The sequence below is a fragment of the Pseudomonas sp. Leaf127 genome (genome assembly GCF_001423155.1).
Taxonomy (GTDB): Bacteria; Pseudomonadota; Gammaproteobacteria; order Pseudomonadales; family Pseudomonadaceae; genus Aquipseudomonas; species Aquipseudomonas ovata.
In genome coordinates, this window is sequence record NZ_LMOA01000022.1 from 92,258 (window position 1) to 105,122 (window position 12,865).

General features: G+C 64.8%; 12 protein-coding genes. 10 read left to right on the forward strand and 2 right to left on the reverse strand.

Going from position 1 to position 12,865, the window contains the following annotated elements; translation table 11 throughout:
* Positions 1-298: 298 nt before the first annotated feature.
* The 9 genes from ccoN (at position 299) to ASF84_RS18335 (ending at position 8,990) form a co-directional block, all read left to right on the forward strand.
* Entirely contained in the window at positions 299-1,744 is a 1,446-nt protein-coding gene (gene ccoN, locus ASF84_RS18295) for a cytochrome-c oxidase, cbb3-type subunit I (protein ID WP_056840272.1), read from the forward strand.
* Positions 1,741-2,349 (forward strand): cytochrome-c oxidase, cbb3-type subunit II, encoded by a 609-nt coding sequence (gene ccoO, locus ASF84_RS18300; protein WP_056840273.1) that lies wholly within the window; start codon positions 1,741-1,743, stop codon positions 2,347-2,349. The genes ccoN and ccoO overlap by 4 nt, the downstream gene beginning before the upstream one ends.
* Before the next feature lie 5 nt (positions 2,350-2,354).
* Positions 2,355-2,537 carry a CcoQ/FixQ family Cbb3-type cytochrome c oxidase assembly chaperone gene (locus ASF84_RS18305; RefSeq protein ID WP_056840793.1) on the forward strand — a complete coding sequence of 61 codons (183 nt, stop codon included), beginning with the start codon at positions 2,355-2,357 and terminating at the stop codon, positions 2,535-2,537.
* Positions 2,534-3,508, forward strand: a complete 975-nt coding sequence (ccoP, locus tag ASF84_RS18310) for a cytochrome-c oxidase, cbb3-type subunit III (protein ID WP_056840274.1) — start codon at positions 2,534-2,536, stop codon at positions 3,506-3,508. The genes ASF84_RS18305 and ccoP overlap by 4 nt, the downstream gene beginning before the upstream one ends.
* A gap of 120 nt (positions 3,509-3,628) precedes the next feature.
* Positions 3,629-5,047, forward strand: a complete 1,419-nt coding sequence (gene ccoG, locus ASF84_RS18315; RefSeq protein ID WP_056840275.1) for a cytochrome c oxidase accessory protein CcoG — start codon at positions 3,629-3,631, stop codon at positions 5,045-5,047.
* Between the two features lie 9 nt (positions 5,048-5,056).
* Positions 5,057-5,572 (forward strand): FixH family protein, encoded by a 516-nt coding sequence (locus ASF84_RS18320; protein ID WP_056840276.1) that lies wholly within the window; start codon positions 5,057-5,059, stop codon positions 5,570-5,572.
* 115 nt (positions 5,573-5,687) lie between these two features.
* Positions 5,688-8,138 (forward strand): heavy metal translocating P-type ATPase, encoded by a 2,451-nt coding sequence (locus ASF84_RS18325; protein WP_056840277.1) that lies wholly within the window; start codon positions 5,688-5,690, stop codon positions 8,136-8,138.
* A complete protein-coding gene (gene ccoS / locus ASF84_RS18330; protein WP_056840278.1) occupies positions 8,117-8,320 on the forward strand; it encodes a cbb3-type cytochrome oxidase assembly protein CcoS in 204 nt (67 codons plus the stop codon). Before ASF84_RS18325 ends, ccoS begins: the two co-directional genes overlap by 22 nt.
* On the forward strand, positions 8,313-8,990 hold the full coding sequence (locus ASF84_RS18335; RefSeq protein WP_056840279.1) for a sulfite exporter TauE/SafE family protein: 678 nt from the start codon (positions 8,313-8,315) through the stop codon (positions 8,988-8,990). The genes ccoS and ASF84_RS18335 overlap by 8 nt, the downstream gene beginning before the upstream one ends.
* Before the next feature lie 11 nt (positions 8,991-9,001).
* Here the strand turns inward: ASF84_RS18335 and feaR are convergent, their stop codons facing one another.
* Positions 9,002-9,901 (reverse strand): transcriptional regulator FeaR, encoded by a 900-nt coding sequence (feaR, locus tag ASF84_RS18340; RefSeq protein WP_056840280.1) that lies wholly within the window; start codon positions 9,899-9,901, stop codon positions 9,002-9,004.
* A gap of 146 nt (positions 9,902-10,047) precedes the next feature.
* A complete protein-coding gene (locus ASF84_RS18345) occupies positions 10,048-11,259 on the reverse strand; it encodes an MFS transporter (RefSeq protein WP_056840281.1) in 1,212 nt (403 codons plus the stop codon).
* A 221-nt stretch (positions 11,260-11,480) separates the two neighbouring features.
* Here ASF84_RS18345 and hemN point away from each other — a divergent pair, with 221 nt between their 5' ends.
* Positions 11,481-12,863: an oxygen-independent coproporphyrinogen III oxidase gene (gene hemN / locus ASF84_RS18350; RefSeq protein ID WP_056840794.1), complete on the forward strand. Its 1,383-nt coding sequence runs from the start codon at positions 11,481-11,483 to the stop codon at positions 12,861-12,863.
* Positions 12,864-12,865: the final 2 nt, after the last annotated feature.

Sequence of the window (12,865 nt, forward strand, 5' to 3'; positions counted from 1 at the left end):
ACGACGGCGAAAAGCACGCTACCGCTTCGCTTGTAAGCGCTGTGGCGCTATGTCACTGGCCGATAACTTCCCTCGCCGAGGGTTCGGCATTAAGCTTGCGTGCCCCAGGCAATGAGTCCACTGTCTGCACCCGACCCAGAGGGGGAAAAACCTGCTGCGCCTGGCCATCGGCGTTGAAAAAAGCCCGGGCCGGGCGCGAGCAAAATTTCCATAGCGCCCATTCGTCACTGTCGGGTGCGGGGGCCACCGAGCGGCAAGCACACCCCATCACCTGCCAAGAAGTCCGGAACCGGTATCAATGACTACAGCAATCAGCCCGACTGCCTACAACTACAAGGTGGTCCGCCAGTTCGTCATCATGACGGTGGTCTGGGGCATCGTGGGCATGGGGCTTGGCGTGTTCATCGCCGCGCAGCTGGTGTGGCCCGAACTGAACTTCGGCCTGGAGTGGACCACCTTCGGCCGCCTGCGCCCGCTGCACACCAACCTGGTGATCTTCGCCTTCGGCGGCTGTGCCTTGATGGCCACTTCTTATTACGTGGTGCAGCGCACCTGCCAGGTGCGACTGTTCAGCGACCGGCTGGCCGCGTTCACCTTCTGGGGCTGGCAGGCGGTGATCGCCTCGGCCATTGTCAGCCTGCCGCTGGGCTACACCACCACCAAGGAATACGCCGAGCTGGAATGGCCCATCGCAATCTGGCTGGCCATCGTCTGGGTCGCCTATGCCACGGTGTTCTTCGGCACCCTGGCGCAACGGCGCACCTCGCACATCTATGTCGCCAACTGGTTCTACGGTGCGTTCATCCTGGTCACCGGCATGCTGCATGTGGTCAATCACCTGGCGCTGCCGGTCAGCCTGTTCAAGTCCTATTCGATCTACGCCGGTGCCACCGACGCGATGGTGCAGTGGTGGTACGGGCACAATGCCGTGGGCTTTTTCCTGACCACAGGTTTTCTGGGCATGATGTATTACTTCGTGCCCAAGCAGGCCGAGCGGCCGGTGTACTCCTATCGTCTGTCGATCGTGCATTTCTGGGCACTGATCACCCTGTACATCTGGGCCGGCCCCCACCACTTGCACTACACCGCGCTGCCGGACTGGGCGCAGTCGCTGGGCATGGTGATGTCGATCATTCTGCTGGTGCCCAGCTGGGGCGGAATGATCAACGGCATGATGACCCTGTCGGGCGCCTGGCATAAATTGCGCAGCGACCCGATCCTGCGCTTTCTGGTGGTGGCCCTGGCGTTCTACGGCATGTCGACCTTCGAAGGCCCGATGATGGCGATCAAGACGGTCAATGCCCTGTCGCACTACACCGACTGGACCATCGGCCACGTGCATGCCGGCGCCCTGGGCTGGGTGGCGATGATCACCATTGGCGCCACCTACCACATGATCCCGCCGCTGTTCGGCCGCCAGGCCATGCACAGCATCACGCTGATCCATGCGCATTTCTGGTTGGCGACCGTCGGCACGGTGCTGTACATCGCCGCCATGTGGGTCAACGGCATTACCCAAGGGTTGATGTGGCGGGCGGTGGATGCCGACGGCACCCTCACCTACAGCTTCGTCGCCACCCTGGTGGCCAGCCACAACGGTTATGTGGTGCGGCTGATCGGCGGCGCTTTATTTGCCAGCGGCATGCTGCTGATGGCCTGGAATACCTGGCGCACGATTCGCGTTGGCGACCCGCACGTGGCGGCGCAAACGGCGCTTATCAGCGTGCCGGGAGCGCCGCGATGAGGCACGACATCGTCGAGAAGAATATCGGCCTGCTGACCCTGCTGATGGTCGTGGCGGTGAGCATCGGCGGGCTGACGCAGATCGTGCCGCTGTTTTTCCAGGACGTTGCCCACACGCCGGTCGAGGGCATGAAGCCCTACACCGCGCTGCAACTCGAAGGCCGCGACGTGTACATCGCCAACGGCTGTGTCGGCTGCCACTCGCAGATGATCCGCCCGTTCCGGGCCGAGACCGAGCGTTACGGCCATTATTCGGTGGCCGGCGAAAGCGTCTGGGATCATCCATTCCTGTGGGGTTCCAAACGCACCGGACCCGACCTCGCACGCATCGGCGGGCGCTACTCGGATGAATGGCACCGCATCCACCTGATCAACCCCCGGGACCTGGTGCGCGAATCGAAGATGCCGGCCTACCCCTTCCTGGCCCACAAGCCCGTCGACGCCACCCAGACCGCGACCAAGATGCAGGCGTTGCGCACACTGGGCGTGCCCTACACCGATGCCGACATTACCGGCGCCGAGAAGGCCGTGCAGGGCAAGACCGAACTGGATGCGCTGGTGGCCTACCTGCAAGGCCTGGGCGTGCACATCAAGAGCAAACGGTGACGAACATGGACATCGGAACGATTCGCGGCCTGGGCACGCTGGTGGTGCTGCTGGCTTTCGTGGGCCTGGCGCTGTGGGTGTTCAGCCCGAGGCGCAAACAGGCATTCGACGAGGCCACCCTGCTGCCGTTTGCCGATGAGCCGGCACCAGCGCGCAAACCGCAAGGCCCGCAGGCACCCGACGCATGAGCAGCGGCTGGAGCCTGTACATCACCGTCCTGACCCTGGGCACGCTGGCGGGCCTGACCTGGCTGTTGCTGGCCACTCGCAAGGGCGAGCGCAAGGAGCCCGGCGAGCAGACCACCGGCCATGTCTACGACGGCATCGAGGAATACGACAATCCGCTGCCGGCATGGTGGTTCAAGCTGTTCATTGCAACGATTGTGTTCTCGCTGGGGTATCTGTTGCTGTACCCGGGGCTGGGCAACTGGCGCGGCCTGCTCCCAGGTTATGCCTGGCTCGACGCCGGCAGCCAGACACGCTTTGCCGATGGCCAGCAGGGCTGGAGCGCTGTGCATGAATGGGAAAAGGAAATGGCCCGTAGCGACGCACAGTACGCACCGATCTTTGCGCGCTTTGCAGCCATGCCGGTGGAGGCTGTGGCCCGGGACCCTGAAGCCTTGCAGATGGGCGCCCGGTTGTTTGCTGCCAATTGTTCGGTGTGCCACGGCTCGGATGCCAAGGGCGCCTACGGTTTTCCGAACCTGACCGACGAGCATTGGCGCTGGGGCGGCGATGCCCAGTCGATCAAGACCAGCATTCTCAATGGGCGCCGCGCCGTGATGCCCGGCTGGGGGCCGGTGCTGGGCGAGCAAGGCGTCAACGACGTCGCCGCCTGGCTGCTCACCCGCCTCGGCCGGCCGCTGCCCGAGGGCCTCAAGCTCGACCCGGTGGCCGGCCAGCAACGCTACGCCGCCACCTGCATCGCCTGCCACGGCGCCGAAGGCAAGGGCAATCCGCTGCTCGGCGCCCCCGACCTGACCCAGCCCGGGGCCTATATGTACGGCACCGGCTTTGCGCAATTGCAGGAAAGCATCGCCAAGGGCCGCATGGGCCAGATGCCGGCGCAAAAAGCCATTCAGGGCGATGACCGCGTGCATGTGCTGGCCGGCTATATCTACAGCCTGTCGCGCCAGGACAAGACGGTTGAAGTGCCGTGATCATTAAACCGTGTGAAAGGCACTGATCCCATCACGCGACCCCGTGTCGCAGGTCAATCCTACAGGCCCGGCGTATCCTTGCTGTCACCGGGCCTTTTCGAACAGCCGCAGGACGTTGCGATGAGCCGTCGGATCCCGCTACATGACATCACCCCGCCAGCCGCTGTCGACCCTGGCAGCGTCGACCTGTATGCGGCCCGCCAGAAAATCCACACCAAGGCCTTCAATGGTTTTTTCCGCAACGTGCGCGTGATCGGCGGGGCGCTGCTGTTGCTGCTGTACTTCGGCACCGTGTGGCTGGACTGGAACAGCCGCCAGGCGGTGTGGTGGAACCTGCCCGAGCGCCAGTTTCATGTTTTCGGCGCCACGTTCTGGCCGCAGGACTTCATCCTGCTGTCGGGCCTGTTGATCGTGGCCGCCTTTGGCCTGTTCTTTATCACCGTGTATGCCGGTCGCGTATGGTGCGGCTACACCTGCCCGCAAAGCGTGTGGACGTGGATCTTCATGTGGTGCGAGAAAATCACCGAAGGTGATCGCCACCAGCGCATCCGGCTCGACAACGCCTCCGCCAGCGCCAACAAGCTGCTGCGCAAGACCGCCAAACACAGCCTGTGGCTGCTGATCGGACTGGTCACCGGCATCACCTTCGTCGGCTACTTTTCACCCATTCGCGAGTTGTGCCTGGCGCTGGTCACCGGTGCGGCCGATGGCTGGGCGTATTTCTGGGTCGGCTTCTTTACCCTGGCCACCTACGTCAATGCCGGCTGGCTGCGTGAACAGGTGTGCGTGTACATGTGCCCGTATGCGCGCTTTCAGAGCGTGATGTTCGACCAGGACACCTTGATCGTCTCCTACGATCCGCGCCGGGGCGAACCACGCGGGGCGCGGCGCAAGGACACTGACAGGGCTGTTCAGGACCTGGGCGACTGCATCGACTGCACCCTGTGCGTGCAGGTCTGCCCCACCGGCATCGACATTCGCGACGGCTTGCAGATCGAATGCATCGGCTGCGCGGCGTGCATCGATGCCTGCGACAGCGTGATGGACAAGATGGACTACCCGCGCGGCTTGATCAGCTACACCACCGAACACAACCTGGCCGGGCACACTACCCGGACCTTGCGCCCGCGCCTGATCGGCTATGCCGCCGTGCTGTTGCTGATGATCGGCCTGCTGGCCAGTGCCTTCGTGCTGCGCCCGCTGACCGACCTGGATGTCAGCAAGGACCGCATGCTGTACCGTGAAACCCTCCAGGGGCACATCGAGAACGTCTACAGCCTCAAAGTGCTGAACAAGGATCAGGTGGCCCACACCTATCTATTGCAGGCCACTGGCCTGCCGGCCCTGGACTGGCACGGCACGCGAGAACTCCATGTACCGGCCGGCGCCAGCCAGACCCTGGTGGTCAGCCTGTCCAGCGCCCCGCAGGCCGTGCCGGCCAGCAGCAACGAGGTGACCTTTGTTGCCCGGGACATCGATGACTCCACGCAGCGTGTCGAGGTCCGCAGTCGCTTCACCGGCCCCCAGGTTCGTCAGTAAGGATCGTGCATGAGTGTTTCTCCCTGGTATCGGCATCGCTGGCCCTGGTTCATCCTCGGTCTGCTGGGCGGCTCGGTGACCCTGAGCCTGAGCCTGGTGGTGATTGCCGTGAACAACCCGGTCAATCTGGTCAGCGACAACTATTACGAGGCCGGCAAGGGCATCAACCGCTCGCTGGAGCGCGAACTGCTGGCCCGTCGATTGAACCTTCAGGCCCGCCTGCATCTGGATGAGCTGACCGGCGAGGTCGAGCTGCGCCTGAGCGGCGACAGCCTGCCGCCCCAGGTCGACCTGAACCTGCTGTCGCCGACCCAGCCGGCCAGGGACCGGCGCCTGGTGCTCAACCGCAGCCTCGGTGATACCGGGCGGTATGTCGGCCAGCTCGACGACCGCCTGGCAGGGCGGCGTTTTGTCGAAGTGCTGGGCCAGGACGCTCAAGGCACCTGGCGGCTGTTCGAGGAAGAGATGATCGAACCGGGACAGGCGTTGATCCTGGGCGACGAACCGTTGCAGGCTGCTCCTTGATTGCCAGGTCTGTCGCAGGAGCGACCCTCGGTCGCGAAGGCTGCACGTCGAACCCGACGGATGGTTCGATCATGCCGGCCCTTTCGCGACCGCGTAGCATCGAGGCAGGGGCTTCATGATCTCGTCCTGTTATCACTGCGCCCTGCCCGTTTCGTCAGGCAGCCGCTTTAGGGCGGCGGTCCTTGGTGAACCCCGCCTGTTCTGCTGCCCCGGCTGCCAGGCGGTGGCCGAGGCTATCGTCGCCGGCGGGCTGGAGGCCTATTACCGCCACCGCAGTATCGCCTCGAGCAACCCGCAGGACCTGCCCGCGCCGTTACCCGACGAGCTGCCACTCTATGACCGCCCCGACGTCCAGCGGGGTTTCGTGCGTCAGGACGGCACACTCAGTGACACCACCCTGCTGATCGAAGGCATCAGTTGCGCCGCGTGTGGCTGGCTGATCGAACGCCAACTGCGCGCCCTGCCCGAGGTGATCGAAGCGCGCCTGAACCTCAGCACCCATCGCCTGCACGTGCGCTGGCAGGCCGGGGCGTTGCCGCTGAGCCAGGTGATCGAACGGCTACGGCGCATCGGCTATGTCGCCCATCCGTGGCAGCCGGACCCGGCGTGCGAGCAACTGGAGCGGGAAAACCGCCAGGCCCTGCGGCGCCTCGGGGTCGCCGGGTTGCTGTGGTTCCAGGCCATGATGGCAACCATGGCCACCTGGCCCGAATTCAACCGTGACCTGAGCCCGGAGCTGCATACCATCCTGCGCTGGGTGGCGATGTTCCTGACCACCCCCATCGTCTTCTACAGCTGCGCGCCCTTGTTTCGCGGCGCCTGGCGCGACCTGCGCCACCGGCGGCCGGGCATGGACGTCTCGGTGTCGCTGGCCATCGGCGCCGCCTATGGCGCCGGGGTCTGGACGGCGGTGACCGGCAGTGGCGAGCTGTATTTCGATGCCGTGGGCATGTTTGCCCTGCTGCTGCTCAGCGGTCGCTACCTGGAGCGTCGGGCCCGGCAGCGCACGGCCACCGCCACCCAACGCTTGATCAAGCTGCTGCCAGTCTCCTGCCTGCGCCTGGACCGCGACGGCCAGCCGCAACGCATCCTGCTCAGCGAACTGCACCTCAACGATCGCGTCCTGGTGCTGCCCGGCGCGGTCGTGCCCGCCGACGGGCAGATTATCGCAGGCCATTCCAGCCTCGATGAATCGCTGCTGACCGGCGAATACCTGCCACAACCCCGCAGCCCCTCGGATGCCGTCACCGCCGGCACACTGAATGGCGACAGCCCGCTGACCGTCGAGGTACAGGCCCTGGGGGGCGAAACGCGGCTGTCGGCCATCGTACGCCTGCTCGAACGCGCCCAGACCGACAAGCCGCGCCTGGCCTTGCTGGCTGACCGCGCCGCGCAACAGTTTCTGCTGGTGTCGTTGCTGGCCACCGTCTTGATCGGCGCGCTCTGGTGGCAGCTTGATGCCAGCCGCGCCTTCTGGATCGTCCTGGCCATGCTGGTCGCCACCTGCCCCTGCGCCCTGTCGCTGGCCACGCCCACGGCCCTGACCACTGCCACCGGCAGCCTGCACAGCCTGGGCCTGTTGCTGACCCGTGGCCATGTACTCGAAGGCCTGGCGCAGATCGACACAGTGATCTTCGACAAGACCGGCACGCTCACCGAAGGTCGCCTGCAATTGCGCCGTATCCTGCCGCTGGCCGACGTCGACGCCGAGGCCTGCCTGGCGCTGGCCGCCGCGCTGGAAAATCGCTCCGAGCACCCCATCGCCCGCGCGTTCGGCCCGGCACCGCAGGCCGCCGAACAGGTCGACAGTCATCCAGGCCTTGGCCTGCAAGGTTTTGTCGACGGCCACTGCCTGCGCATCGGCCAGCCGGCCTTTGTCTGCGCCTTGAGTGCCAGCAGGCTGCCGGCGCCACCCGAAACCGGTGGGCAATGGCTGCTGTTGGGCAATCAGCAAGGGCCGCTGGCCTGGCTGGTGCTCGATGACCGTCTGCGCAGCGATGCCCACGCCCTGCTTGCGGCCTGCCGCGCACGCGGCTGGCACACGCTGTTATTGTCTGGCGACAGCTCGCCGAGGGTGACCGAGGTCGCTGCCGAACTGGGCATCGACCAGTCCTTGGGCGGCCTGAGCCCGAGCGAAAAACTGGCAAAACTGCAACAGTTGCAGCAGGCCGGGCGCAAGGTGCTGATGCTGGGCGACGGGGTCAACGATGTACCGGTGCTGGCCGCTGCCGATATCAGCGTGGCCATGGGCTCGGCCACCGACCTGGCCAAGACCTGCGCCGACGCCGTGCTGCTCTCCAACCGCCTGCAGACACTGGTCGACGCCCTGGCGCTGGCCCGGCGCACGCGGCGGGTCATCCTGCAGAACCTGCTCTGGGCCGGGCTGTACAACGGCCTGATGCTGCCCTTTGCCGCGCTCGGCTGGATCACCCCGGTGTGGGCCGCCCTCGGCATGTCGGCCAGCTCCCTGGCCGTGGTGCTCAATGCCCTGCGCCTGGGCCGCGTGCCGGCCGCTGCCCCATCAACGTCTGTCACGGAGCCGACATGCCTGCGCTCTACATCATGATTCCCGCCGCCTTGCTGCTGGTGGCCATCGCCATTTACGTGTTTTTCTGGGCCGTCGACAGCGGTCAGTACGATGACCTGGACAGCCCGGCGCACAGCATTCTGTTCGACGACCAGGACCCCGGGCACCAGGCCGCGCTGCAGGAAACACCGCCATCCAAGGAGCCGGACTCTTATGCCTGAACTGCTGGCCCTGCTGGGCTCGGCCGTGATGTTCGGCCTGTTGGGCGGCGGGCATTGCATCGGCATGTGCGGTGGCCTGATGGGCGCCATGAGCCTGGGCATCCAGGCGCCGGCCCGGCGCACCCGCTTGCTGCTGGCCTATAACCTGGGCCGGGTGACCAGCTATGGTGTCGCCGGCCTGCTCACCGGCCTGCTCGGCCATGCGGTGACCAACGGCCCGGGCGCCACGGTGCTACGGATCATCGCCGCGCTGCTGCTGATCGCCATGGGCCTGTACCTGGCCGGCTGGTGGCACGGCCTGACCCATATCGAACGCTTGGGCCGCGGCCTGTGGCGTCACATCCAGCCGCTGGCCGGTCGCCTGCTGCCGATCACCAGCGTGCCCCGCGCCTTGCTGGTCGGGGCGCTCTGGGGCTGGCTGCCGTGCGGGCTGGTGTACAGCATCCTGTTATGGGCGGCCCTGCAGGGCAATGCACTGATCAGCGCCACACTGATGCTGGCCTTCGGCCTGGGCACGATGCCGGTGCTGTTATTGACCGGGCTAGGCGCCGAACGCGCCCGCAGCCTGCTGCGCCAGCGTGGCCTGCGGGTGGCCGGTGGCGTGCTGGTGATGCTGTTCGGGGTGTGGAGCCTGCCGGGGCCGCATCAGCGATGGCTGATGGGGCATTGAGACGTGCCGGTTCAGCGCGACTCGCTTCGGTAGGCACTCGGGGTGATGCCCATCTGCTTCTTGAACGTCTTGGAGAAATGCGCCGAGTCGGCAAACCCCCAATAGGTGCCGATGTCGGTGATCGAGCGGTTTGCGCACGCCGGATCGCGCAGGTCCTGGGCGGCCTTCAGCAGCCGCTCACGCAGGATGTAGCGGCAGACACTGTCACCGCGCGCCTCGAACAACCGGTACAACTGGCGGCTGGAAATACCCAGTTCCTCAGCCAGTGACGCCGGGGTCAGGCGCGGTGAGTCGAGCCGTTGCAGGATGATCGATTGCACTTCATGCAGTTGCAGGCCCGGCGAGTGATCACTGACCCGATACTCCAGCACCGACTCGAGCAACGACACCAGCGCCCCTTGCAGGCCATCGCCGTCTTGCGGGCAAGACCAGTGCGCCAGCTCCCCGGCGGCCACCTGGCGCACCAGGGTGCCCAGCAACTGACCACAGACGCCCGCGGTCGACAGCTTGCCATAGCGCGGGCGGTCCAGCCCCTTGAACAGCTCGCGCGGCAGGTGAATCGAGACGTGCGAGAACAAGCCCTTGGGCATCATTTTCACAGCCTGGGCCGAGTCGAGCAGGGCCAGGTCGCCGGCGCGCAGGTCCAGGAAACGGTCGCCCGTTTCGATGGTCATTTCGCCCTGCCGCTGTAGCACAAGGAAACAGTTTTCGGCCGAGTCGCAGGCGGTTGTTCCGCCCGCCTTGGCGATCACATTGGCGTTGCTGCGAATGTGGGCGACCGGCGTGCTACCCACCCGCGTGGTGCTTATTTCACCGATGAAAAGGCTCTGGCAGTGGTCATAGCGGGTTTCGAAACGCCCACAGGCCGCATGCACATTTTCGTTCCAGGCCGACAGCACTTGACCACTCATGCATCTTTTCTCCAGAACATGCCCTTAAAAAAGGCAATTATTCACGTGAATAGGTAACAAAATTACCTGTGCAGAATGGACAAGCATGGAGCGCGCCAACTCGCGGATGGGCCGGTCAGAAACAGTCATCATTACTGCAACGTACGTCAAAACCTCGACAGCACGGCCGCTTCAGGATCTTGCGCATGCTTTAGCGTGCGCTGAACTTTCAACACCGCAACGCCATAGACCGCCAGCACCACTACCGAACAGGCGCCGGAGAACACCAGCACCGCCGGATAGCCGAACTGCTCGATCAGGAAGCCGCCGATGGCCGGACCGAATGCCGCGCCCAGCGACAGGCACAGCGCGCCCAGTGCGACCAGCTTGCCCGAGAGGTCGAACTCGGCCATGACCCCGAAGGTGTAGGCCAGCACGAAACTGATCGAGAACAAAAAGCACAGTGCCCCGACCACATAGGCCGTAAGGGACGAAAACTGGGCGAGCGCCACCAGGCCCAGAAGTTCGGCCAGGACGACGACCGCCACTGGCATGAAGCGCCCGGCCTTGAGCCCCAGCGCCGAGGCAATGAAGCCACCGCCGGCGTTGATCAGAAAGCCCAGCGCCAGCACCGCCCCGATGGTGTCGGCCGACAGCCCGGTCTTTTTGCCCATCAACTCAAGAAAGGCCCATACCGACATGATCCCGGTCAAAAAGACCAGGCTGGCCACCAGGCTCAACCACACGATGGCGCGGCTTTGCGGACAGTCGACGGGGGCAGCACCACTCTCGACCTCACGTTGCCGTTCGCTGCGACGCGGCACCCAGGGCAGCGGCACGATGCCCATCACCACCATGGCCAGCGCGATGGTGATCAACATGCCCTCGAAGCCCCAGACAGGCGCAATCGCCACGGGCAGGACAATGAGCAAAAAAGCCCCCGGAATGGTTTCGATACCCAGCTTGAAGCCGAACGCCCGCTCGGGCTGCGAGCTGTCGCCGAAGATCGTCATGGCCAGCGCGTACAAGGCCCCTGTGCCGGCCCCCGCCAGGGCCATGATCACCAACAGCGCTTCATAAGACGGATCACGCAGCACAGACAGGACCGCGCCAATCACCAGGACCGATGAAAGCACCGAGATGATTCGCCAGCTGAGCCGGTGAATCCACAGCAACGACGCCAGGCCCAGCGCACCAAAGCCCAGGTTCATGGCCAGGGCAAGATTGCCAAGCTGGTGCTCGCCCAGCCCAAAGCGCTCGGCAAAGGCGCCGAACAGCACCGGCAGCACGTTGAGCAACAGTGCACCGGCGCCCGAGACCAGGCCGGCACAGACATAAACGGAGGTTTTATCGATCGGGTTGGATTTTATAGTTTTCATTCAGGTATCCCGGCTTGTTAGACAAAGGCTTGCCAGCAACCAGTGTGCAGCGGCCTGACCTGAGCGGCATGTGCAGCATTGCCGGGCTTTTGGTCGAGGCTGCCAAGGTGTGCCACTGGTCAAGCGACAGGCCGCATGCCGGCGCCTTGACCCATATCAACACCTTGCGCACGCCCCGCCCCTACACTCGCGCCTTGCCAGCTCTCCAGGGGAATGCCCGCATGCTCGATGTCATTCGTTGGGATTCTGACCTGATCCGTCGTTACGATCTGGCCGGCCCGCGCTACACCTCCTACCCCACGGCCGTGCAGTTCGACACCCGGACCGGCGCCTTCGACCTGTTGCATGCGCTGCGCGACAGCCGCAAGGCGCACCGACCCTTGTCGCTGTATGTGCACATTCCGTTCTGCGCCAACATTTGCTACTACTGCGCCTGCAACAAGGTCATCACCAAGGATCGCAGCCGGGCGCAGGCCTACCTGCAGCGCCTGGGCAATGAGATCGAGATGCTCGGCTGTCACCTGGCGCCCGACCAGGTGGTCGAGCAGTTGCACCTGGGCGGCGGCACACCGACCTTCCTCAACCATGATGAGCTGCGCCAGCTGATGACCCGCCTGCGGGCCAATTTCCACCTGCTCGATGACGACTCGGGTGACTACGGCATCGAAATCGACCCACGCGAGGCCGACTGGTCGTCCATGGGCCTGCTCCGCGAACTGGGATTCAATCGGGTCAGCCTGGGGGTGCAGGACCTGGACCCGGCGGTGCAACGAGCGGTCAATCGCCTGCAAAGCCTGGAGCAGACCCGCGCCATCGTCGAAGCGGCGCGCACCCTGCAGTTTCGCTCGGTCAACATCGACTTGATCTACGGCCTGCCCTTGCAGACGCCGCAAGGCTTTGCCCGCACCGTGGACGAGATCATCGCCTTGCAGCCGGATCGGCTGTCGGTGTTCAACTACGCTCACCTGCCGGAGCGCTTCATGCCCCAGCGGCGCATCGAACAACACGACCTGCCGGCCCCCGAGCAGAAGCTGCACATGCTGCAGGGCACCATCGAACAACTGACCCGCGCCGGTTACCGTTACATCGGCATGGACCACTTTGCCCTGCTCGACGACGAGCTGGCCATCGCCCAGGAAGAAGGCACACTGCAGCGCAACTTCCAGGGCTACACCACCCACGGGCATTGCGACCTGCTGGGCCTGGGGGTGTCGGCCATCAGCCAGATCGGTGACCTGTACTGCCAGAACAGCAGCGACCTGAACGACTACCAGACCTTACTGGCCAGCGACCAACTGGCCACCAAGCGCGGGCTGGTCTGCCACGAAGACGACCGCATCCGCCAGGCTGTCATTCAGCAACTGATCTGCCATTTCGAGCTGGATTTCAGCCAGATCGAAGCGGCCTTCATGATCGAGTTTCGCGGGTATTTCAGCGAGGCCTGGCCGCGCCTGGTCGAGATGCACCACGATGGCCTGATCGTGCTGGATGACCGGGGAATACGGGTGTTGCCTGCGGGGCGACTGCTGGTGCGCGCGGTGTGCATGCTGTTTGACCGCTACCTCAGCCCACAGACCCTTCAACGCTTTTCCCGGGTCATTTGAGA

Excerpts from the sequence above, each read along its gene's own strand:
- ccoN (WP_056840272.1), top strand. The coding sequence starts at position 299 with ATGACTACAGCAATCAGCCCGACTGCCTACAACTACAAGGTGGTCCGC.
- ccoO (WP_056840273.1), top strand. The coding sequence starts at position 1,741 with ATGAGGCACGACATCGTCGAGAAGAATATCGGCCTGCTGACCCTGCTG.
- ASF84_RS18305 (WP_056840793.1), top strand. The coding sequence starts at position 2,355 with ATGGACATCGGAACGATTCGCGGCCTGGGCACGCTGGTGGTGCTGCTG.
- ccoP (WP_056840274.1), top strand. The coding sequence starts at position 2,534 with ATGAGCAGCGGCTGGAGCCTGTACATCACCGTCCTGACCCTGGGCACG.
- ccoG (WP_056840275.1), top strand. The coding sequence starts at position 3,629 with ATGAGCCGTCGGATCCCGCTACATGACATCACCCCGCCAGCCGCTGTC.
- ASF84_RS18320 (WP_056840276.1), top strand. The coding sequence starts at position 5,057 with ATGAGTGTTTCTCCCTGGTATCGGCATCGCTGGCCCTGGTTCATCCTC.
- ASF84_RS18325 (WP_056840277.1), top strand. The coding sequence starts at position 5,688 with ATGATCTCGTCCTGTTATCACTGCGCCCTGCCCGTTTCGTCAGGCAGC.
- ccoS (WP_056840278.1), top strand. The coding sequence starts at position 8,117 with ATGCCTGCGCTCTACATCATGATTCCCGCCGCCTTGCTGCTGGTGGCC.
- ASF84_RS18335 (WP_056840279.1), top strand. The coding sequence starts at position 8,313 with ATGCCTGAACTGCTGGCCCTGCTGGGCTCGGCCGTGATGTTCGGCCTG.
- feaR (WP_056840280.1), bottom strand. The coding sequence starts at position 9,901 with ATGAGTGGTCAAGTGCTGTCGGCCTGGAACGAAAATGTGCATGCGGCC.
- ASF84_RS18345 (WP_056840281.1), bottom strand. The coding sequence starts at position 11,259 with ATGAAAACTATAAAATCCAACCCGATCGATAAAACCTCCGTTTATGTC.
- hemN (WP_056840794.1), top strand. The coding sequence starts at position 11,481 with ATGCTCGATGTCATTCGTTGGGATTCTGACCTGATCCGTCGTTACGAT.